This window comes from Bacillus sp. SJS, assembly GCF_000732485.2.
Lineage (GTDB): Bacteria > Bacillota > Bacilli > Bacillales > Bacillaceae > Metabacillus_B > Metabacillus_B sediminis.
On the sequence record NZ_JAQV02000020.1, the window covers coordinates 53592 to 74606 of the forward strand.

At 44.1% G+C, this 21015-nt stretch carries 28 protein-coding genes; 23 read left to right on the top strand and 5 right to left on the bottom strand.

The genetic code is table 11. The annotated features are described in order from the left end of the window. The first annotated feature begins 173 nt into the window (after window positions 1-173). The 13 genes from AS29_RS11950 to AS29_RS12010 all read left to right on the top strand — a co-directional run bounded on the left by AS29_RS11950 (window position 174) and on the right by AS29_RS12010 (window position 12009). Window positions 174-1514 carry an aspartate aminotransferase family protein gene (locus tag AS29_RS11950; protein WP_035406281.1) on the top strand — a complete coding sequence of 447 codons (1341 nt, stop codon included), beginning with the start codon at window positions 174-176 and terminating at the stop codon, window positions 1512-1514. A 3-nt stretch (window positions 1515-1517) separates the two neighbouring features. After that, window positions 1518-2219, top strand: coding sequence for a CoA transferase subunit A (locus AS29_RS11955; RefSeq protein WP_035406284.1), 702 nt, complete (start codon window positions 1518-1520; stop codon window positions 2217-2219). Then, on the top strand, window positions 2192-2848 hold the full coding sequence (locus tag AS29_RS11960) for a 3-oxoacid CoA-transferase subunit B (RefSeq protein WP_035406287.1): 657 nt from the start codon (window positions 2192-2194) through the stop codon (window positions 2846-2848). The genes AS29_RS11955 and AS29_RS11960 overlap by 28 nt, the downstream gene beginning before the upstream one ends. Window positions 2849-2861: 13 nt before the next feature. Next, entirely contained in the window at window positions 2862-4142 is a 1281-nt protein-coding gene (locus tag AS29_RS11965) for a peptidase (protein WP_035406290.1), read from the top strand. A 50-nt stretch (window positions 4143-4192) separates the two neighbouring features. Beyond that, entirely contained in the window at window positions 4193-5461 is a 1269-nt protein-coding gene (gene gabT / locus AS29_RS11970; RefSeq protein WP_231889935.1) for a 4-aminobutyrate--2-oxoglutarate transaminase, read from the top strand. A gap of 178 nt (window positions 5462-5639) precedes the next feature. Next, window positions 5640-6473 carry a putative beta-lysine N-acetyltransferase gene (gene ablB / locus AS29_RS11975; protein WP_051860623.1) on the top strand — a complete coding sequence of 278 codons (834 nt, stop codon included), beginning with the start codon at window positions 5640-5642 and terminating at the stop codon, window positions 6471-6473. A gap of 74 nt (window positions 6474-6547) precedes the next feature. Then, window positions 6548-7960: a lysine 2,3-aminomutase gene (gene ablA, locus AS29_RS11980; protein WP_035406296.1), complete on the top strand. Its 1413-nt coding sequence runs from the start codon at window positions 6548-6550 to the stop codon at window positions 7958-7960. After that, on the top strand, window positions 7950-8225 hold the full coding sequence (locus tag AS29_RS11985) for a YokU family protein (RefSeq protein WP_035406298.1): 276 nt from the start codon (window positions 7950-7952) through the stop codon (window positions 8223-8225). The genes ablA and AS29_RS11985 overlap by 11 nt, the downstream gene beginning before the upstream one ends. Before the next feature lie 79 nt (window positions 8226-8304). Further along, the gene (locus AS29_RS11990; protein ID WP_035406302.1) at window positions 8305-8526 is read left to right on the top strand and encodes a YozE family protein; all 222 of its coding nucleotides are present in this window, start codon (window positions 8305-8307) and stop codon (window positions 8524-8526) included. 103 nt (window positions 8527-8629) lie between these two features. Next, complete coding sequence (locus AS29_RS11995; protein WP_035406305.1) at window positions 8630-9625, top strand: ABC transporter ATP-binding protein; 996 nt, start codon at window positions 8630-8632, stop codon at window positions 9623-9625. A gap of 15 nt (window positions 9626-9640) precedes the next feature. Further along, window positions 9641-10429: an ABC transporter permease gene (locus tag AS29_RS12000; protein WP_035406307.1), complete on the top strand. Its 789-nt coding sequence runs from the start codon at window positions 9641-9643 to the stop codon at window positions 10427-10429. A gap of 9 nt (window positions 10430-10438) precedes the next feature. Further along, window positions 10439-11230: an ABC transporter permease gene (locus tag AS29_RS12005; protein WP_035406309.1), complete on the top strand. Its 792-nt coding sequence runs from the start codon at window positions 10439-10441 to the stop codon at window positions 11228-11230. A 98-nt stretch (window positions 11231-11328) separates the two neighbouring features. Continuing rightward, window positions 11329-12009 (top strand): hypothetical protein, encoded by a 681-nt coding sequence (locus AS29_RS12010; RefSeq protein WP_035406416.1) that lies wholly within the window; start codon window positions 11329-11331, stop codon window positions 12007-12009. 1 nt (window position 12010) lies between these two features. Here the strand turns inward: AS29_RS12010 and AS29_RS21405 are convergent, their stop codons facing one another. Further along, window positions 12011-12157: a hypothetical protein gene (locus AS29_RS21405; protein ID WP_156505943.1), complete on the bottom strand. Its 147-nt coding sequence runs from the start codon at window positions 12155-12157 to the stop codon at window positions 12011-12013. 134 nt (window positions 12158-12291) lie between these two features. Here AS29_RS21405 and AS29_RS12015 point away from each other — a divergent pair, with 134 nt between their 5' ends. Further along, the gene (locus AS29_RS12015; RefSeq protein WP_035406311.1) at window positions 12292-12480 is read left to right on the top strand and encodes a YozD family protein; all 189 of its coding nucleotides are present in this window, start codon (window positions 12292-12294) and stop codon (window positions 12478-12480) included. Here the strand turns inward: AS29_RS12015 and AS29_RS12020 are convergent. Then, a complete protein-coding gene (locus tag AS29_RS12020; RefSeq protein WP_051860624.1) occupies window positions 12477-13565 on the bottom strand; it encodes a DUF2515 family protein in 1089 nt (362 codons plus the stop codon). The two genes, AS29_RS12015 and AS29_RS12020, sit on opposite strands and share 4 nt — an antisense overlap. A 104-nt stretch (window positions 13566-13669) precedes the next feature. On the opposite strand from AS29_RS12020, the gene AS29_RS21610 reads away from it, so the two are divergent. From AS29_RS21610 to AS29_RS12060, 9 genes are all read left to right on the top strand, one after another. After that, on the top strand, window positions 13670-13837 hold the full coding sequence (locus AS29_RS21610; protein WP_197491605.1) for a hypothetical protein: 168 nt from the start codon (window positions 13670-13672) through the stop codon (window positions 13835-13837). Window positions 13838-13839: 2 nt separating this feature from the next. Beyond that, a complete protein-coding gene (locus AS29_RS12025) occupies window positions 13840-14589 on the top strand; it encodes a serine/threonine protein kinase (RefSeq protein ID WP_051860625.1) in 750 nt (249 codons plus the stop codon). 11 nt (window positions 14590-14600) lie between these two features. Continuing rightward, a complete protein-coding gene (locus AS29_RS12030; protein WP_035406317.1) occupies window positions 14601-15371 on the top strand; it encodes a sporulation protein in 771 nt (256 codons plus the stop codon). Between the two features lie 209 nt (window positions 15372-15580). Next, window positions 15581-16195, top strand: coding sequence for a phosphatase PAP2 family protein (locus tag AS29_RS12035; RefSeq protein WP_066099055.1), 615 nt, complete (start codon window positions 15581-15583; stop codon window positions 16193-16195). 70 nt (window positions 16196-16265) lie between these two features. Next, window positions 16266-16580, top strand: a complete 315-nt coding sequence (locus AS29_RS12040; protein WP_035406320.1) for a YodL domain-containing protein — start codon at window positions 16266-16268, stop codon at window positions 16578-16580. Between the two features lie 187 nt (window positions 16581-16767). Next, entirely contained in the window at window positions 16768-17133 is a 366-nt protein-coding gene (locus AS29_RS12045) for a hypothetical protein (protein ID WP_035406323.1), read from the top strand. Between the two features lie 69 nt (window positions 17134-17202). Then, window positions 17203-17907 carry a purine-nucleoside phosphorylase gene (gene deoD, locus AS29_RS12050; RefSeq protein WP_035406326.1) on the top strand — a complete coding sequence of 235 codons (705 nt, stop codon included), beginning with the start codon at window positions 17203-17205 and terminating at the stop codon, window positions 17905-17907. Between the two features lie 131 nt (window positions 17908-18038). After that, a complete protein-coding gene (locus AS29_RS12055) occupies window positions 18039-18821 on the top strand; it encodes a M15 family metallopeptidase (protein WP_082883836.1) in 783 nt (260 codons plus the stop codon). A gap of 11 nt (window positions 18822-18832) precedes the next feature. Continuing rightward, entirely contained in the window at window positions 18833-19333 is a 501-nt protein-coding gene (locus AS29_RS12060) for a mismatch-specific DNA-glycosylase (protein WP_035406329.1), read from the top strand. 241 nt (window positions 19334-19574) lie between these two features. On the opposite strand, the gene AS29_RS12065 is transcribed toward AS29_RS12060, so the two are convergent. The 3 genes from AS29_RS12065 to AS29_RS12075 all read right to left on the bottom strand — a co-directional run bounded on the left by AS29_RS12065 (window position 19575) and on the right by AS29_RS12075 (window position 20966). Continuing rightward, entirely contained in the window at window positions 19575-19820 is a 246-nt protein-coding gene (locus AS29_RS12065) for a hypothetical protein (protein ID WP_035406428.1), read from the bottom strand. A gap of 103 nt (window positions 19821-19923) precedes the next feature. Beyond that, window positions 19924-20622 (bottom strand): class I SAM-dependent methyltransferase, encoded by a 699-nt coding sequence (locus AS29_RS12070; protein ID WP_051860627.1) that lies wholly within the window; start codon window positions 20620-20622, stop codon window positions 19924-19926. Window positions 20623-20693: 71 nt separating this feature from the next. Continuing rightward, complete coding sequence (locus tag AS29_RS12075; RefSeq protein ID WP_035406332.1) at window positions 20694-20966, bottom strand: hypothetical protein; 273 nt, start codon at window positions 20964-20966, stop codon at window positions 20694-20696. Window positions 20967-21015 lie beyond the last annotated feature (49 nt).

Consider the following 21015-nt stretch of genomic DNA (forward strand, 5'->3'; position numbering starts at 1 on the left):
GTAAAGAAAAGCAGCTGGGCATAGAAATAGAGACTGATGGGCCGAACCAGGTCCATATTCAGTCTTTCATGCTCGTACTCTCCCATAAAATCCGCCCAACCTCCTGAAATAAACAGCAGAATTCATACATACAATGTAAAAATAGATGGTTTGGCGATCGGGAGGGATGAAGGGTGAAGAGGAGTTATCTGATAAAGCCTCTTGTAGACGAGCAGCTTCCGGAAATTGCTTTTGGGAGGGGCGTTTATTTATATGGTGCGGATGGCAAGGAGTATTTGGATGGATCGTCAGGTGCGATTACGTGCAGCATTGGGCACGGGGTACGAGAAATTACGGAAGCAATGAATGAACAGGCGAAAAAAGTTTCATTTGTGTACCGTTCCCATTTTACAAGCAAGGCAGCCGAGGCGCTGGCGGAAAAGCTTGCAGAGCTGCTGCCGGGCGATTTAAATTGGAGTTTTTTCGTAAACAGCGGGTCTGAGGCCGCGGAAACGGCAATGAAGATGGCGATTCAGTACTGGCAGGAAAAGGGGAGGCCGTCTAAAACGGCTATTCTATCACGCTGGCGGAGCTATCACGGAATTACAATGGGGGCCCTGTCACTTTCCGGATACCCTGAGCGCCGGGTGAGATTTACGGACCACCTTGCCTCAAATCCGGATGTTTCAGCGCCCTATTGTTACCGGTGTCCCTACCAGCAAGCCTATCCATCTTGCAATCTCATGTGTGCCGATGATCTGGAGCGTTCAATTAGGAGAATGGGAGACGAAAATATAGCTGCGTTTATAGCAGAACCAATTGTTGGCGCGGCAGGAGCATGTCTCACTCCGCCGCCTGGATATTATGAACGGATCCGGGCGATTTGCGACCGGTATGATGTCCTGTTTATTGCGGATGAGGTGATGACAGGGATGGGGAGAACCGGAAAGGTACTGGCTATCGAACACTGGGATTGTCTTCCTGATATAGTGGTGCTTGGCAAAGGGCTGGGTGCGGGCTACAGCCCAATCGCGGCCGCCGTTGCCTCCGATAAAGTGATGAAGCCATTTCAGGAAGGCAGCCGTGTGATCATGAGCGGCCATACGCATAGCGGAAATCCCCAATCAGCGGCAGCCGCCTTAGCGGTACTGAAATATATGGATAAGCATAGCCTTGCTGAACAGGCAGCAAGGCAGGGCCAGCATCTTCAGGAGCAGCTAAAAGACATGCAGCCATCATTCCCTTTTATAGGAGAGGTGAGAGGAAGAGGACTTTTAATAGGGATCGAATTAGTGAACAATCCCAATGACATGACTCCTTTTCCAAAGCACCTGAAGGCGGGGGCCAAATTGGTGGAGCTTGCATTCAGAAACGGCCTTATTCTGTATCCTGCAAGTGCGGGAGTCGATGGCGGGGACGGAGATGCGGTGATAATTGCTCCGCCGCTCACCATTACCATTCAGGAAACAGCGGAGTTGCTTAAGCGATTTAAAAGAACGTGCATCCAATTTAGTCAATGGCAAAAGGAGGGGTAAGGGATGGAGGAATACAGTAAGATCCGTCAGGCAGAGGAAGCGGTAAAAACAGTCAAAGACGGGACATCGCTTATGATTGGCGGGTTCGGCGGAGTAGGTTCGCCCCCTCTCCTTATTGACGCCATTTTAGAAAAAGGTATCCGGGATCTTCATATTATCTGTAATGATGCAGGATTTCCTGATATCGGAGCGGGCAGGCTGATTACGGCGGGGAGAGCAAGGAAGCTGACGGCCTCCCACATTGGATCAAATCCGATTGCCGGAAAACTGATGACCGAGGGGAAGCTTGAGGTTGAATTTTCGCCGCAGGGGACACTTGCTGAACGAATCCGCGCCGGAGGTACAGGCCTTGGAGGGATTTTAACAGATATTGGTTTGGAAAATGAATACGTGAGGAATGGTAAGCAGCTGATTGAGTCAGGAGGGAAATCGTATCTCCTGGAAACGGCCATCCGAGCCGATACAGCTATCCTGCATTGCGGCAAAGCAGATAATTGGGGGAACCTCAGTTACTGCAAAAGCGCACGTAATATGAATCCGCTTATGGCGATGGCTGCTGATTACACGGCCGCGGAGGCAGAGGAACTGGTAAACGCCGGGGACATGAATGGGGATGAGGTTATCACGCCTGGTGTGTTTATCCAGACGGTTGTGCAAAGCAAGGGAGTGAATTGGAAATGGGTATGGGAAGAGAAACAAAGCTGAGCATTGCCAAAAGGGCTGCACAGGAAGTGGAGAAGGGAATGGTGCTTAATTTAGGCATTGGAATTCCTTCACTCGTACCGAATTTTTTGCCTATGGACTTTCCGGTCATGATCCAGGCAGAGAACGGAATTTTGGGGATGGGCCCTGAGCCTCCTCCAGGCGAGGAAGAGTGGGAGCTCTGCAATGCGGCGGGTTTTCCGGTTACTGAAGGAAAAGGGATATCCTACTTTGATTCTGCAGCGGCATTTGGGATGATTCGCAGCGGCTGCATTGATATGACCATACTGGGGTCTCTTGAGGTGAGTTCGAGCGGTGACCTCTCCAATTGGATTGTACCCGGAAAAACGATTCCCGGAATGGGAGGAGCGATGGAGCTTGCTCAAAAAGCGAGGAAGGTTCTCGTGGTGATGAGCCATACAGACAAGCATGGCCGGCCTAAAATAGTGGATCAATGCTCTTTGCCGATAACAGCTCAAAAATGTGTCAGCCGGATCATTACGGAAATGGCGGTACTGGATGTAACAGATTCAGGACTTATGCTGACCGAGGTTATGGAATCTTTTTCCGTTGAGGAAGTCATCCGCAAAACGGGGGCTTCGTTAATTATTTCACCTGAATTACAAGCATAGGAAGGATGATTGCATGGATCAGGAGCAATTGGCGATTTGCCAGTGGCTGGATAACAATCAGCATCGTGCGGTTAAATTGCTGCAAAAGTTAGTGGAGCAGCCAAGCACTCAGGGAAACGAAGCCTCTGCCCAGGCGATTGTTTTGGAAAAATGCAGACAGATCGGGCTTGAAATTGACATATGGGAGCCTGGAGGAAAGAAACTCAAATCGCACCGGCATTTTTATTCAACTAGGTCGAATTTTAAAGAAAGTCCAAATATTGCCGCCGTCCTAAAGGGCAGCGGAGGCGGAAAATCACTGATCTTCAACGGCCACATCGATGTTGTGCCTGAAGGAGATTTGGAGCAATGGGATCGAGAGCCTTTCTTTCCAAAGCTTGAGAATGGCAACGTCTATGGAAGAGGAACCTCAGACATGAAAGGCGGAAACGTCTCGATGCTGATGGCGCTGGAAGCGATTTCCAGATGTCAGACTTCTATTAAAGGAGACATTATTTTTCAAAGTGTGATTGAAGAGGAAAGTGGCGGAGCAGGTACATTGGATGCCATTTTAAGGGGCTGGGAAGCGGATGCAGCCATTATCCCTGAGCCGACCAATATGAAAATTTTCCCAAAGCAGCAGGGCTCGATGTGGTTCAAAGTAATTGTGCACGGTAAATCCGCTCACGGCGGTACGAGGTATGAAGGAGTTTCAGCCATTGAGAAGGCGATGATGGTCATGAACCACATTCGGGAGCTCGAAAAAGTGCGTAATGACCGGATTACAGATCCTCTTTATGCGTCCACACCTATTCCCATACCAATCAATATTGGAAAAATAACCGGAGGCAACTGGCCATCCTCCGTCCCGGACCGTGTCATTCTCGAAGGCAGATGCGGTGTTGCACCTAATGAACAAATGGAAGAGGTCCAACAAGAGATGCAGGAATATTTAGAGCGGCTGGCTGGGTTTGATCCATGGTTCGCTGATCATCCCGCAGAGCTGCAGTGGTATGGAGCCAGGTGGCTTCCAAATGAGCTGGAACCGGATCATCTGCTCATTGACTGCCTCGTTCAAAGCTTTAAGGAAGTGACAGGGGAGCAGCCGGTTATGGAGGCTTCACCATGGGGGACTGATGCGGGTATGATTTCAGCAGCAGGCAGCATACCCTCGATTGTGTTTGGGCCCGGCATCACGGAAACTGCTCATCATCCAAATGAGTACATTCCGGTGAAAAATGTCATTCAGGCTGCGAAGGTAATGGCTCTCTTTGCTTTAAAATGGTGCAGAACGTCGAAGGGGGAGTCAAATTGACAAAATTCATTTCGCTTCATGCTGATTCAGGCAAAGCGACTGAGAAGCTGATGGAACGAAGAAAACAGCACGTTCCGAGAGGACCTTTTCATGTGATGAACAAGTTCATCACTCACGCTAAGGGGGCTCAGGTAACCGATGCGGAAGGAAATACGTACCTGGATTTTGCAGGAGGAATCGGGACATTAAATGCCGGACACTGTCCGGATGGAGTCGTGAAGGCGCTGAAAGAGCAGCTTGATTTGTTCATTCATCCGAGCTTTCACGTCCTGCTTTATGAATCGTATATTGAATTGGCCGAAGAGCTGAACCGGCTTACACCGGGGAACCACCATAAAAAAACCTTCTTTTTGAACAGTGGAGCCGAAGCAGTCGAAAACGCAGTGAAGATTGCGCGAAGAGCTACCGGACGGAGAGCTGTTGTTTCCTTTGAAAGAGGATTCCATGGGAGAACCTATATGGCCATGGGGCTTACGAGCAAGGTGAAGCCATACAAAAATGGTTTCGGCCCATTTCCTCCTGATATTTATAAACTCCCATTCCCTTATTACTTTCATTCAGTTGGGCAATCCAAAGAAGAAATTGACGCGCAGGCAATTAAGCAGCTTGAAACGTTTTTTTTGACCGAGGTTCCCGCGGAAGATATTGCAGCCATTATTATGGAGCCGGTTCAGGGCGAGGGAGGCTTTGTCATTCCCTCCGCTTCCTTTGTCCGGCAAGTGAAGCAGATTTGTGAAGAAAGCGGCATCCTATTTATCGCGGATGAGGTCCAAACGGGATTCGGCAGAACGGGAAAATGGTTTGGAATCGAGCATTTTGGGGTGGTTCCGGACATTGTGACGATGTCAAAATCGATCGCTGCCGGTTTGCCGATCAGTGCCGTGACGGGCAGAGCGGAGCTAATGGATGCACCTGAAATCGGGGAGATTGGCGGCACATACGGGGGAAGTCCTCTTGGATGCAGAGCAGCTCTAGAGGTTATCAAAATGATAAAAAGCCAAAAGCTTCTTGAACGGTCGGAAAAGATCGGCGAAACCATAGAAATGTATTACCGGAAATGGACAGAGGAGTTGCCGTTTATAGGAGAAGGAAGACGGCTTGGAGCTATGGCGGCTGTAGAAATAACGGAACTGGGCAGCCAGAAGCCTGACAAACACCAAACGGCCAATCTGCTGAAGAAGATTCATGAGCGAGGGGTTATCTTAATGAGCGCAGGACTATACGGCAATGTCATCCGCTTCCTTTGTCCGCTGGTCATTTCTGATGAAGAATTAATGGAGGGTCTTGAAGTAATAAACAGCGTGCTATACGACACCTGAGCCGCCTTTTTAGGGTGGTTCTTTCATGGAGAGACTGGGTCTAATCCTGCCATTCCAACTGCTGGGTTAGAGTGGAACAGACATCAGAAAACGATGCTGCTGCTTGAATTAAAGCGCCTTCCTGCTCTTTTTCTGCAGGACAGCCAGTCAAAAGCATGTTAATTGGGGGATAACTCAAATGAAAGAGGTCATTGAGGCTGGATTGAAAGGAACTGCAGCGGTTGTTTTTGATGATTACAATGAACGGTGCAGGGTCGACGATTATGCAGGGAATTTTTCCTTTTTGTATGAGACGCTTGTTAAAGAATGCAAAAAAAGGTCCGTGAAAAAATTGATCTGGAAGGTAAAGGCTTCGGACTGCTTTCCGGCACTGGCATTAGGAATGGAAGCGGAAGGTGCAGCGGGTTCATTTTTTAGGGGAGAGCCATGCTGGTTTTTTTCAAAATATTTCTCTGAAACCAGGAGAAAAACCGATGAATGGGTAAACGAAGACCGTTTACTTGAGGAGGTTTTCCATAAGACCCCTAATCGGGGCATCCCGCTGCCTCCCGATGGCTTAAGAGAAGCAGCGCTTACGGATGCAGAGGAGCTCGCTTCTTTTTATGGAGGAATTTTCGATGTTTATCCTGTCCCTATTACGGAACCGGATTATATAAAGAAGTCAATGAGTTCGTCTGCTTATTTTATGGTCGTGGAGGATGCGGGGAAAATCGTGAGTGCGGCTTCCGCTGAAATTGACGCGAACCACTTGAATGCGGAAATAACCGATTGCGGGACGCTGCCTGCCTTTCGTAAACAGGGGCATCTTCAGCATTTGATATATGCGCTTGAGGAAAGGCTTGTTAAAAACGGCATTTATTCTGCTTATTCATTATCCCGCGCAAGATCCTTTGGAATGAACCGGTCCTTGCATCAATGCGGCTACACATATGGAGGACGGCTTGCGAATAATTGCTACATTTATTCTTCTATTGAAAATATGAATATATGGTGGAAGGACCTTTCAAGGTAAAGCGAAGCATCTGGTAGGCAACTTTGTGTATGTATCTGCATCTATTGTAGGTAAAAGCAAGAGGGGGGAAATCAATGGCTCAGCAGCTCTATGCACCAAACAGGCACTGGAAGGATATCAGTCTATGGAAGGACGTCCCGGAAGAAAAGTGGAACGATTGGCTATGGCAGCTCACCCATACAATCCGAACGGCAGATGATTTAAAGCAGGTCATAAACCTGACTCCTGAAGAAGAGGAAGGGGTTCGGATATCAGCGAAAACGATCCCTTTAAATATTACGCCCTACTATGCCTGGCTCATGCATCAAGATAATCCTAAATGCCCGATCCGGATGCAATCCGTACCAATCGGAAGCGAGCTGAATAAAACGAAATATGATTTAGAAGATCCGCTTCATGAAGATGAAGATTCACCTGTGCCGGGTCTTACGCACCGGTATCCCGACCGTGTATTATTTCTTGTCACGAATCAATGCTCCATGTATTGCAGGTATTGTACAAGAAGGAGATTTTCCGGACAGATCGGAATGGGTGTTCCGAAGAAGCAGCTGGATGACGCGATTGCTTATATCGCCTCTGCCCCGGAAGTAAGAGATGTGCTGATTTCCGGAGGAGATGGGCTTTTAATCAACGATAGTATTCTGGAATACATTTTGAAGAATTTACGGGCAATACCCCATGTTGAAATCATTCGGATCGGAACGAGAGCCCCGGTTGTTTTTCCTCAGCGGATTACAGAAAATCTATGCAATATACTAAAAAAATATCATCCGGTTTGGCTGAATACGCATTTTAATACAAGCATTGAAATCACGGAGGAGTCCAAAAAGGCGTGCGAAATGCTCGTAGATGCAGGTGTGCCTGTCGGCAATCAGGCAGTCATCCTGGCAGGAATCAATGACAGCGTTCCGATTATGAAAAAACTTATGCACGACCTCGTGATGATTCGCGTGAGGCCGTATTATATTTATCAGTGCGACCTTTCAGAAGGGATTGGACATTTCAGAGCTCCAGTATCAAAGGGACTGGAAATTATCGAAGGATTAAGAGGACATACGAGCGGATATGCGGTCCCAAGCTTCGTTGTCGATGCACCTGGCGGAGGCGGAAAGATTACCCTGCAGCCAAATTACCTCATTTCTCAAAGCCCCGCTAAAACAGTGCTTCGCAATTTCGAAGGAGTGATCACGTCTTATCCTGAACCTGAGAATTATGTACCTGGAACGGCAGACGAATACTTCGAATCCATATATGGAAACATGGATTCGAAAAAATCGAAAGCAGGTATTGCGGGCATCCATGAGGAGGCTCATCTCACGCTTACACCTGTCGATTTAGCGAGGCTGAAAAGAAGAAACCAATACAGCAGCAATCCGGCACACCAATCCCTGAAGGATAAACGTGAAAAAAGAGATGAACTGAAGGAGAAAAAATACCAGGCACAGCAGCATAAAGGCAAAGCACAGGGTGAGCAAGATGACGTGTGAATGGTGCGGTTCTGACAAAACGAAAACGGCTGAACTTCCTGTTTACTGGGAATTGCCTGATGGAACGAGATCGATCGAGATTACAGATGCCCCATCGGTTATTTGTTTAGCCTGCCAAATGGTCTATCAGGAAGAGACGGTCGTGAAGGAAATAGAAAATCAGCTCTTCCTGATCCGGACATCAAATCTTGGGGATACAATTGACTATAAACAGCTAATGGCAGAGCCAAGAATTTTAAAGAAAAACTACTTTGACTTCAGTTAGCATGAAACCAGAAAGATTGACTCCCTCTCTGAACAGGATATAATAAAATCCAATCAGCCAATTTAGCGGGGGAGAATGTATGAAGTCTTTTTATCACTACCTGATGAAATTCAGGCATCCTAAACCGAAGGATGAAATCAGCCGCTTTGCAAATCTTGCCTATATGGATCATAGTTTTCCAAAATCATCCGATGCTTATCATGAGATTTCCGACTATCTGGAACTCAGCGCAGATTATATGGAGAATATGTCGGTATTTGATGAAGCCTGGGAACTTTATAAATCGGAAACAGCGAGATAATCCGTCGTGAGACCGCAAATTTGCGGTCTTTTTTCGTTTACAATAAAAGGAACAAAACTTATAATTTGTAAGCGTTAACAGAAAGTGTGTTCGGGGGGATTAGATGATTCACGTAACAAATTTAGAAAAAGAATATTTACTAGTAAAAAGGGATCCTGGCTTAAGAGGTGCTTTTAAATCACTTTTTAACCGTAAGTACGAGAAAAAGACAGCGGTTAAGGGTGTCAGCTTTCATATACAAAGAGGAGAAATGGTGGGGTATATCGGCTCGAACGGTGCCGGGAAATCTACAACCATTAAAATGCTCACGGGAATCCTGACTCCATCCTTTGGAGAGGTAAAGGTCAATGGAATCATTCCATATAAACAGCGGAAAGAAAATGCAAAGCAGATTGGAGCTGTATTTGGTCAGCGAACACAGCTTTTTTGGGATATTCCGGTCCGTGAATCATTCGATCTGCTAAAAGAGATTTATGAGGTGCCGGAAGAGCAATTCAATGAAACGATGGAGCTTTTTACAGATGTTCTGCAGCTGGATGCCCTGCTTGGAATTCCCGTAAGGCAGCTTTCTCTTGGGCAAAAAATGCGCTGTGAACTGGCTGCGGCCTTCATCCACCGTCCTGAGGTTGTGTATCTGGATGAGCCGACAATCGGATTGGATGTAGCGGTCAAAGTGAAAATCCGGAAATTCATTCGGGATATGAATGAAAAGTGGGGGACGACGGTCCTGCTCACGACCCATGATATGCAGGATATTGAGGAGATTTGCAGCCGGATTATCATAATCGATCAAGGAACGATTTTGTATGATGGAGGTCTGAACGAAATCAAGGAGCGTTTTTCAGCAAAAAGAGAGGTTCATTTTGAGCTGGATCAAATGCAGCCGTTTGCACTTCCTGAACCACTTCGCCATCTTGCAGAATGGCGTCTTGAGGAAGGCGAATCAATGAACAAAGCGATCGTATCCTTCTCAAATGACCAAATAAAAGGATCGGATGTCATTGCTGAAGTATTAAAAGAAAACAAAATAACCGACTTATCGATTCAGGATCCCAAAATTGAAACCATTATCGAAGAAATTTACAACCGGGGGCTTTAAGGAAGGTGAGTAAAAATGAGAAAATACTGGATGTTTGCTAAATCCTCTATGCAAATCAGTGCTGCATACAGCGCCTGGTATTGGGCGAGCATGGCCACCGTCATCTTAAAGCTGCTGATTATGTTTTATTTCTGGCACGCCGTCTATCAAAATCAATATTCAATTGGACAGCTGACTTTAAAGGAAATGCTTACATATATCATTGTCGCAATGTTTGTGCAGGGATTTGTTTCAGGAGCAGGAAACGAACTGGCAAGGGAAATTAAGCAGGGGCAAATCGCAGTCGAATTAATGAGACCGTATCATTATCTTTTTAAAATGATTTTCATGGATTTTGGCCAAAAAGCATCCTTTTTCATTAGGGAAACGATTCCAATGGGGCTTATTGCCTTTTTCGTTATTCAAATAAATCCGCCAGGCAGTCCGTTGCAATTGATCTTTTTTCTAGCCAGTGCAGCCCTTGGATTGTGGATTGGAACTTTTTTTGACATGCTGATCGGAATCCTTGCATTTTGGACGGTGAATATATGGGGGGTACAAGTGTTGAAGGAAGGTGTCATTACTTTTTTTTCGGGAGCGCTGATTCCGATCACTCTCTTTCCTGCATGGCTTCAATCGATATCCTTTGCTCTGCCGTTTCAGGCGATGGTTTTTTCACCGGTTGCCATCTATACAGGACAGATTACCGGTACGGATATTTATTGGACGATTGCTGTTCAGGCGATCTGGGCTGCAGCACTTTATATTTTGCTTAACGTGCTATGGAACCAGGCCATTAAAAAAGTGACCATTTTCGGCGGATAGGAGGCTGGGATGAAAAGATACGCAAAGCTTTATTATTTGTTTGCTAAAAATCATATAAAAGTGATGCTTGAATATAGAATTGATTTTTTGATTGGAATGGTTTCTGTCGCGTTGCAGCAAGCTGCCGGGGTGTTCTTTCTGGCAGTCGTTTTTGGCCATATTCAAGAATTAAATGGATGGTCGTTCTATGAACTCCTGTTTATTTATGGGATTGCGGCGAGCGGAAGGGCGATCCACCATATCTTCTTTGATAATTTATGGACGCTTGGCTGGCAATATATTAAACCCGGCCAGCTGGACAGACTGCTGATTCGTCCGATTAATCCCTTTTTTCACGTATGTGCAGACAGGCTGCAGCAAGACGGCTTCGGACAGCTGCTGATCGGATGGATTATACTTGGAACGGCAATCCCGCATTTACACCTTTCCTGGGGTCTTTTTGAATTCATGATGCTCATTGTGCTCGTCATTTCGAGCGGTGTCATCTTCGTAGCCATTAATTTATTTTTTGCTTCCCTGTCTTTTTGGATGACAGACAGCATGCCAGTGCTGTGGGCAGTTTTTAACCTAAGCGACTTTGCTAAATACCCTCTGACTATTTACCATAAAGGACTGCAGTTTTTCCTGACGTGGATCATACCTTACGGATTTACTGCCTTTTTGCCGGCAGCATGGTTTCTGGACCGGGAAGGCTATGTTTCGGTTGCCATTACAGCCCCGGTCACAGCAGCCGCTGCGATGACAGTCGCCTATCTGTTTTGGCTGCTCGGATTGAAAAATTACAGCAGTACCGGAAGCTGAAAAATCAAACCGTTCGACCCTGTGTGAACTGCCCATGCGAATACGAAAGACCCGCATATACTATCATAACTTTTCAGAGTGCGGGAGTGAGAATGGGCATGACCTCAAAATATCCTAAGTATAAAATGGGAGAAGTCGTTGTAATCGTTCTATATGGAACAGTTGGCACCGTAACAAATGTTTATAAGCTGAACCAGTCCTTCCTTTATGAGGTCAACCATGGGGATGTTCTTTTCTTTGAGAGTGCCCTTTCTTTCTATAAAGAATATGAAGGCAAAATTTTTGAAATTGAACGGATTGAAGTAGAATACCAATTTGCGATCGGCGATCTCGTCCATGTAAGCGGGTACGGAAATGATCTCTTTAAAATTGTTGGATTAAGAACGGAGATCTGGAGATACCTCGAGGATGGATGGGAGGACATGGTATATGAATTGATGAGGGTGGCTGACGGGGAATGGCTTGAAGCAGCTGAAGAAGAGATGGTGCTTGTGATGAGCAACAATGAGGCAGAAAAATCTCTTCATCAAATTATGCTTATGCTGAACAAAGAGGGTGCAGAAAGTGAAGCGCAAGAGGAGGCTTCGGGCACTAAATCCAGCGGACTTTCTTATTCTCTCGAAAAGCCTGAAAGAAAGAGAGAGCCAGGCCAGCTGATTAATGACCTGCTGGATATTTACAACGACTATAAACTGCTGTATATGCAGTTTGGAGATTCAGAGTACAAGGAAATGATGCAAATGGTCATGGACAGTCTCAAACGGTTCAAGTCCAATTAATTCACAAGGAATTCAGCAGCATGACCGCCATGTTCCACGTGATAAAAGGCAGACAGCCAATCACGGCAACTGTAAATAATAAACGTACGCCTGCAATCAAAATATGATCAAATTGTTCTCCATCAGCCCATTTAATAATCCTGTTCATCTATTTTCCCCCTCATAAGCTTGTCCTGTCAAAAAGATATGCAGGGGAAAGCTGCTCTATTCCAAAAAAACTTGTTCTAATTCAGACATAAGCTTGCTCTTCTTTTCATATGAAATAGAAAGGGGGGCGAGATAATGAAAGAAATGGAAGTCGTGATAGATACAGAGGAAATTGCAGAATTCTTCTATTCGGAATTAACAAAAAGAGGCTACATACCGGGCACAGAAGAGCTGGAAGTCCTAGCGGATATCATGTTTGATTACCTTCTCGTCAAATGCATCATTGATGAAAATTTTGAAGATGAGCATCCCCCATTGGATTAGCGGAACAATTTTTTGCTAATGGCTGAAATCGGGGCGAGCTTCAGAAGATCGGCCATCACTTTATTCGTTAGATCCTGTAGTTTTTCCGTTTCTGGAAGCTCAAATCCTTCAGGAATTCCAAGCTGCAAAAGCCAATCTTTCTCTATACTTTCCGGCCCTGGGATAATAGGCCAGGCATCGGCAAGATAAGGACTTGTGAGTCTGAATGGGTCTCTGGATGATGAAAACAAATGCGGCCAATAGTCGCTTCTTGAACCTGTGTGGGCGGAAGATTTGCAGTAAGCTAATATAGACTCGTGAATTTTCCGGTGATGAAAAAGTATGTGGTACAGTTTTTTTCCGGTCCTGATCCGCTCCGAAAGGGATTGAAAGCCGGTTACCGTTATTCCGGCAAGAGAATGTTGCTTTTGTTTATGGTGTTTTTTATATGGAAAGAGTATATTAGTTAATCCCCATTTCTCCTGAAACGAAAATTTTAGATTACTAAAGATGGACGCAGACTTGCCTGACAGGATGTTTTCCTCAATCATGGACTGCTCATTTGTAATAAGGGCTCTTGTAAGCAAAGCGGAATTACCGGTTTGAAAAAAGCAGGACCAAATCGGTTCCATAAACGCGGAAACGCGGAAAGCGGGCAGGAGATGAAAAAGGTTCCTGTTCCTTTTTTTGCTTTCTTCATATAAAAGAAGCTGTGGATAGGCATCGAGAAAAATGGCTGCATTGATTATCTCAAGGATCTGAAATAAATCGTTTTTTTCGCTTTGGTGAAGTAAAGGACCTATGTAGGATGATTTCAGATCTGTCATACTGTATCCTCCGTTTCTTGAAACAAGATGCGCGAGCAGCGCCCAATGTACCTCCGGATACTGGGAATGAAACATGAGATAACTTTGAGTGCGTGTCAAATTTGACACGTTGCAAATAGCTGTTTCACTTTTGATTCTCTGGATCACGTCTCTTTCATCACCCGCAGTAACGAAAGGCTGCTGCTTTGCATGTACCTTTTTTTGGAGAGCAGTGTACAGGCTTTCTTTCTCTTCTTCAAGTATTCGAAAGCGGTTTAATGCCGTCTCGGACCTCTTCATGGATTTTTCCTCCTAACCGGCTGCGCTGCACTAAAATATTGTATGATAAATATGAAACTTAGGTTCACTCTGCTCCGTATTAAGAAATAGAAAGGAGAATGATGATGATAAAAAAAATATTAGATTCTCTTTTATCCAAAAATAATAAGCATAAGCACGGTTCAAGCAGCGGATACAAGCGAGGAAAATTTGGGCAGCATCCGTCAAAGCATGGCCACCATTATTATAAGAAAAAGCACCGCTCAAGCGGCTCCCGTTCATATAGCAGCTGAAAATGAACGCAATCGAACTCAAAAAGGGATTTGTGCTGAAAGGTAAATATGAGATCGAGTCTAAGACGGGGGAAGGCGGCTACGGAATCGCCTATAAAGCCCGGAAAATCAATGACGGCGGCACAGTGCTTATTAAGCAGGCTAGAAACCGAAAGCGCAAAACGAGTCATTCCTTTGAAATGGAATCCTTAATTCTTCGATCCTTAAAAAATATACAAATTCCTGAGCTGTATGAGCAATTCGTTGTCGACCGGCATATGTATCTTGCAATGGAATTTAAAAATGGGCGAACGTTTGAAGAATTGATTTTTGATGAGGGTCATGTGTATACAGAAGAGCAGTCTATAGCTATTCTTGCAAAAATCACGGCAATTTTAGCCTCTATTCATGAGCGCGGAATTGTGCACAGGGATTTACGGATTCCAAATATTTTGCTTGATGGCCAGGATATTCATATTATCGATTTTGGTCTGGCTAGAAACATAGGGGATAAACAAAAATTCAGTTTCTTTAAAAAGAAAAAGAGATACAGAGAGATCTCATTTATAAGCGATTTCTATGCTTTAGGGCACTTTCTGCTTTTCTTGCTTTATTCCGGCTACTCTGCGAGAGAGGAGAAGGAAAAGCCCTGGGAAGAGGAATTGAATATTGATTCAGGAACCCGGCTTATCCTGCGAAGAATGCTTCAGATTGATTCTCCGTATGAAAGAATAGATGAGCTTCAAAAAGATCTTAATAACCAAAGAAATTAGGAGGAGTCAGTATGTCTTTTTTTAACAAAGTATTTGCAAGCGTTGGAATTGGTGCAGCGAAAGTGGATACCCGTCTGCATGACGTAAATGTAAGGGCAGGGGAAGATGTTCAGGGAATTGTCGCGATTAAAGGCGGTAAAACAGAGCAGGAAATTGCGGAAATTTACCTTTCCGTCATGACCAATTACGTTAAGGAATCAGATGACAAAAAATACACCCAGACAGCGGTTATTTCAAAAGTGAAAATTAATGAACCGTTCGTCATCATGCCGGATGAACATAAAGAAATTCCGTTCCGCTTTGTATTGCCGTCAGATACTCCTGTTACATACGGTCAGTCAAAAATTTGGATTCACACAGGCCTTGAAATTAAAAATGCGGTTGATCCGACTGACCAGGATGCCATCCATGTACACCCGGGTGCTCTCCAGCAGAAAATTTTTGATACCCTTGGTGAGCTTGGATTTCAGCTGAGAAATGCAGAAAACGAAGCGGCATCTGCAAGATTAAGAAGGCGGCTTCCATTCGTTCAAGAATTTGAATTTTTCCCGTATCAAGGTCCATTCAGAGGGAAATTGGATGAGTTGGATGTCGTTTTTACCGATGTGACGGATGAACGGGTTGAAATGGTCCTTGAAATTGACAGAAAAGCAAGAGGGCTGTCCGGTCTGTTCTCAGAAATGCTTGAAACAGATGAAACAGCTGTTAGAATGTCGGTAACAAAACATGATCTTCCCCAGCTGACTGGTATTCTTAAACAAACGATCCAGCGTTTCAGCTAAATGACAGGCAGCTGAGCTAACTAAGCTCAGCTGTTTTTTCTTTTCGCAAATAGGCTCTATCCTATTTGGCGGGGGTGCCCAAACAGTTGCTAAAATATTGCCCGGAAGCTTGTTTTGCCATTCATTTGGGGAAACTGGCTTTTTTGTTTTACTGATGCGAAAATATGGGTAACGTAGATGAATACTGTAATAGGAAAGGTCGCATGTACATGAAAGACATCAGGAATACAGCTCTTTTGCTCATAATCTTTATCGTGCTGGCTGCTATCTATGACTCAAGCTGGTATACGCCTGCCGATCAGTGGATGGTCAAATTTTTTGAATACAACCGGGCTTCATGGTACACAGATTATTTTATTTTCTTTACCGAATTTGGTTCAGGAAAAACGATTTTTCCTTTATTGATTGTCTTATCCATCATTCTTGCCTATAAAAAGCGGGCATTAGAAGCAATGTTCTTATTCATATGCTTTACTGGCTCAAGGCTGTTTAATTGGCTTTTGAAAAATGGATTTGACAGAGAAAGACCATCGTTCAATCCATTAATGGAAGAAAATACGTACAGCTTCCCAAGCGGCCATGCCATGAACTCAGCTGCTATTTTTGCATTTTCCGGTTACCTCCTTATCCGGTTCTTTCCGAAATACCGCCCGATTATTACAGCGGTTATGATATTCTTTGTTATCAGCATATCAGTCAGCAGAGTGTACATCGGCGTTCACTATGTTTCGGACATAACCGCGGGTATCTGTGCAGGTCTGATCTGGTTTATTGCCCTGAAAAGATTATATGAACGCGCCAGTCATAATTTTCGACAAAAATAGTTTGGTTTTGCTGAAGGACTTTCGGCATCTTATCGCTAATACATAGTGAAAATGATGCGGAGGGATTCAGATGAAAGATCAGCTGCTTATGGTAAAAAGAAAACTGCGCATGATGGACATATCTATTTTTCAGACTCAGGTCTCAGGTGATACAAAAGGCTATAAGCTGGTGTACAGTTTTAAAACCGAAGCGAAAGATCATCAAGATGCTTTGGAGAAAACCTTTAGACTATTTAATGTTCATGATACGGTTCCGGCTGATTATACCGCCAGATTTATACAAACAGGCGACATTCTGTTTATAGATGAAGGCAGAAGGGGTCAGGAATACTATAGGCTTCATTCTGGAGGATGGAAAAAAATTAATCGTATTCATGTGAGGTAAGCAGAACAAGCAGCGAATTTTTTATTCGCTGCTTGTGCACATTATAGATGATAGCAGGAGCCTGAATTTCTTCAGCCGGCCTCCTGTTCATGTCTGTATGCAGTTTAATGGCCGGAACTTAATTGCATTGACGCGTTTTCTGTGTGTATAACCCATCTGTCTACCTACAAAAAAAGGGGATTTTGTAATGCTTCTCACGATCATTTGCATACTTGGTGCCATTTCAACGCTTTCAGCCCTCTTAGTCAAAAAGGAACTCGAAAAACTGTTTTATAAAGGCAAAAGCCAGTTTTTTTTTCATCTGCTCAACCTTTATTTCGTCAGTTTGCTCATTAGCTTCTCTGAAATTGTTTTCTTTCAAAAGTTTCATGATTTTAACAGATTCTCCATGTATTTCTTTGAGATGGTTAAGATTTCTATGGTATACCTTCCATTTTACTTTTTCTCTGTCTGGATTTTCGAGAAATATATTAAAAGCATGAAAAAGTACGTTGCAAGAGGAAACGTACTTGTCATAAAGCCTAAATACCTTTCTCGAAAACAGCTTCCATAGTTTGTTCAATCAAAGTACAATGTGGATATAGCAGAAGATGCTACAGTTGCAATAGAGGAGGATTTTTACATGAGCGTACATATAGGAGCTAAAGAAGGACAAATTGCGGAAACGATCCTGCTGCCAGGAGACCCGCTGAGGGCCAAATACATTGCTGAGAAATTCCTTGAAAATCCGGAATGCTATAATGAAGTCCGCGGGATGCTAGGGTTTACAGGCACTTATAAAGGAGAGCGGATTTCGGTTCAGGGAACTGGAATGGGCGTTCCTTCCATATCCATTTATGTAAATGAACTGATTTCAAGCTATAATGTTCAGCAGCTGATTCGTGTAGGGACGTGCGGCGCGATCCAAAAGGACGTTAAAGTAAGAGACGTCATTCTCGCCATGAGTGCCTCAACTGATTCGCAAATGAACCGAATCACTTTTGGCGGAGTGGATTATGCTCCAACTGCAGACTTTGATCTATTAAAGAGAGCATATGATGCGGGAATCGCGAAAGGACTTCAGCTCCGCGCAGGAAACGTATTTACAGCGGACATGTTCTATAATGAAAATGCTGAGCTGGAAAAGTGGGCGAGATACGGAATACTGGCTATAGAGATGGAATCCTCTGCACTTTATACAATTGCTGCAAAATTTGGACGGAAAGCATTATCTGTTCTTACGGTAAGCGACCACATTCTTACGGGTGAGGAAACGACATCTGAAGAGCGTCAATCTACGTTCAATGAAATGATTGAAGTAGCCTTGGAGGCTGCTATTCAAAAATAGAAACAAGTGAAGGTGCCCTCAAAAGGGGCATCTTTTTAATTGGCAAATATAGTTTTTTTCTTTTTTGGTAATAATGATACAATGGACTTTGCTGAAAACAGAAACTTTACAATCTAGGGTGGTAGTAAGACATGAAAAAAAGGCTCGCCTATGCTATTGTACCGCTGGTTATTTTCTCAGGCGCATGCACATTTCCAATGGCAGATAACAAACAGGCTGAAAAAGTGGAACAACCTTCTTCAAAAACCAAAAGCGAGACCTCTGATGTAATGGTACTCGAAGGAAAATATTTTAATGCGATTGAAGCGGTGAATGGGAAAAAAGTGATTTCTAATCCTGATAATCTTCTCGTTTTAGTAAATAAGCACAACACTCTTCCCGGACATTATGAACCTAAGGATTTGACTGTCCCTAATGTACCGTTCTCGTTCGGTGATGCCGACATTCCCCAGAAATATGTGAGAGAACCGGCCGCCAGGGCTCTTGAATCGCTATTCAAGGGTGCAAAGGACAGTAATTTGGAATTATTTGCGGTTTCGGGATACCGTTCCTATGATAGACAGGAAAATATCCTAAACCAGGAAATTGCAGCTAAAGGGGAAGAAAAAGCGGAGGAAGCTGTTGCATCCCCAGGCCAAAGTGAGCATCAAACAGGACTTGCAATGGATATTTCCAGCAAAAGTGTCAATATGGAGCTTGTGAAGGAATTTGGAGATACCCCTGAAGGCAAATGGGTCAAAGAAAATGCTTATAAGTACGGTTTTGTTGTACGTTACTTGAATGATAAAGTTGCGGTTACGGAATATAAATTTGAACCGTGGCATTTAAGATATGTAGGGAAGAAAACGGCTAAAACTCTTCATGACAAAAACCTGACCCTTGAGGAATATTTTGACCAGGTAAAAAAATTATAGCAGGTGAAGAGATGGAAAGACCGATGGATTTGCTTGATTATGGCTTGAAGATTCTTTTTACAGGATTTAATCCAAGTATTCAATCGGGCTTTACTGGACATCATTATGCGAATCGGACAAACCGTTTCTGGAAAATTCTTTTTGAAGCAGGTCTTACGGACCGAATTTATCAGCCGGAAGAGGATTATACTCTTTTGAAAAAAGGGTTCGGGTTTACAAACATTGTCCACAGGCCGACAAAAAATGCTTTGGAGATTACGAAACAGGAATATGCAGAAGGCAGGCTGGAATTAATGGATAAAATAAAAATCTATCAGCCTGGCATTGTATGTTTTGTGGGAAAAGGTGTATATCTTCAGTACAGAAGTGCGAAAAAAGCTCCTTGGGGATTCCAGAAAGATCCGCTAATCAGCGGAGTAAGGGAGTTCGCTGCACCTTCTTCAAGCGGACTGGTACGAATGAAGACCGAAGAAATTGTTTCCATTTACAAAATGATCAGTGAGCATATTTAAAAAAAGAGACTGAATTCAGTCTCTTTTTTCTTAAGCTCTATTAAACTTGGCTGTTGATTTTCGCTACAGGCGTTCGCTTACCCTTGGGCGGGCGGCGAGCCTCCTCCTGGCTTCGCCGCTGCGGGGTCTCACGCCTTCCGCTCCAATCAGCAAAGTTAAAAATCAATATGGAAGCTTACTATTCAATGAATAAGGTACAAAAAAAGGCCCCTAATCGGGCCCTTTTTATGAGTCGATCCAATTAGAAGAACAGCAAACTGCCAAGAGCAAATCCAGTAATAAAACCTAAGCCGATTCCATAAGCAGGGTAATATGGATAATATCCATAGCCTCCACCATAAAAGCCCATTCCGAAAGCTCCGCGCGGACGTGGGCCATTTGGCTGGATGTAAACCCTGCTTCGTGTTACGTTGACAATTCTCCCTGTGTGTACATTGCCGAAACGGTCATTGATTCGCACATTCTTGCCATGATGCTGACAGCACATATTATAATAGTTTTGACTCAATTGGGATCCCTCCGTTTTTAATCCTTACCTTGTACCTTATGAACGAAGGGGGGAAATAGTTTGTACGAATATCCCGGTTGTCTTATTTATTTGCTAAAAACACCCGGTAGCCTAGGGAAGTGCCGTATTTTTGCAGCATTTCCTGATGTCTGTTTAGAATCTGAAATGTGGCCGGCTCCACTGTATCATCCATATCGACATCATGATTAGGCTCTTCATCATCGAATGTGAAATCCTCTTTTGCCAAGCTCCGTATATTTGTAAATCCGCTATTTTCAAACCGCGAAACCCACTCATCCTCTGTTTGAAGTGCTTGAAATCCATAAAATCCGGTTATTTCTGAGAAAGATGCTGGATCGGCCGGCTTTTCAAGAGTGACCTCCACAGCAACCAAAATACCTCCATCAGTGAGGACGCGGCGGCATTCATTTAATGAGGCATTCAAATTTGTAAAGGATAGGACGGATTCGCACAATACTGCTTCAAACCGGCTGCTTTCAAAACTCATTTGTTCTAGACTGCCTTGAACAACAGGAACGGAATCACCAGACAGCCGTGTTTTGGCTTTTTGGACCATTCGCTGATCGGCATCAATACCTGCAGTATCATACCCTAATCCGGAAAGATAGAGAAGAGTCTGGCCAGTGCCGCACCCAGCGTCCAATATCCGGCACGGAAAGGGAAGATTCAATTCCGAAAGAACTTGTTTGGTGAGCTGCAGACCGCCTGGATGGGCTCCTGCTATGCCTAATGATGAAATCATATTTAAATAGTCTGGCAATTTAAGATCTCCTTTGCATGTAAGAATTCATTTACTTATTCTTACCTTATGCATAGGGAGAGTCATGTGTCTTAGCAGCTTCTGAATAAGGAATATTGCGCGAGCATCCTGTTAAGTTTGGATTGAATTAGAGCGGACAGCTCTGATCTGCAAATTGTCTGAAGGGTTATGCTTATATTAAGGGATTGAATGAAAGTATCGATTTGTTTTTGTACATAGCTTAAAACCTGATTTTCATAGAAGAGGATTTTTCTTTGTATTTTCTCATTCACTTCATTCAATAATGAAAATGAGAAGCTGATCATTTTTCTGTCTGTATCCATCATGAAGTCATTTAGAAGCATGATGACCGCCTCCTTTATTTAACTTTGTCTGTTGATTTCCGCTGCGTTC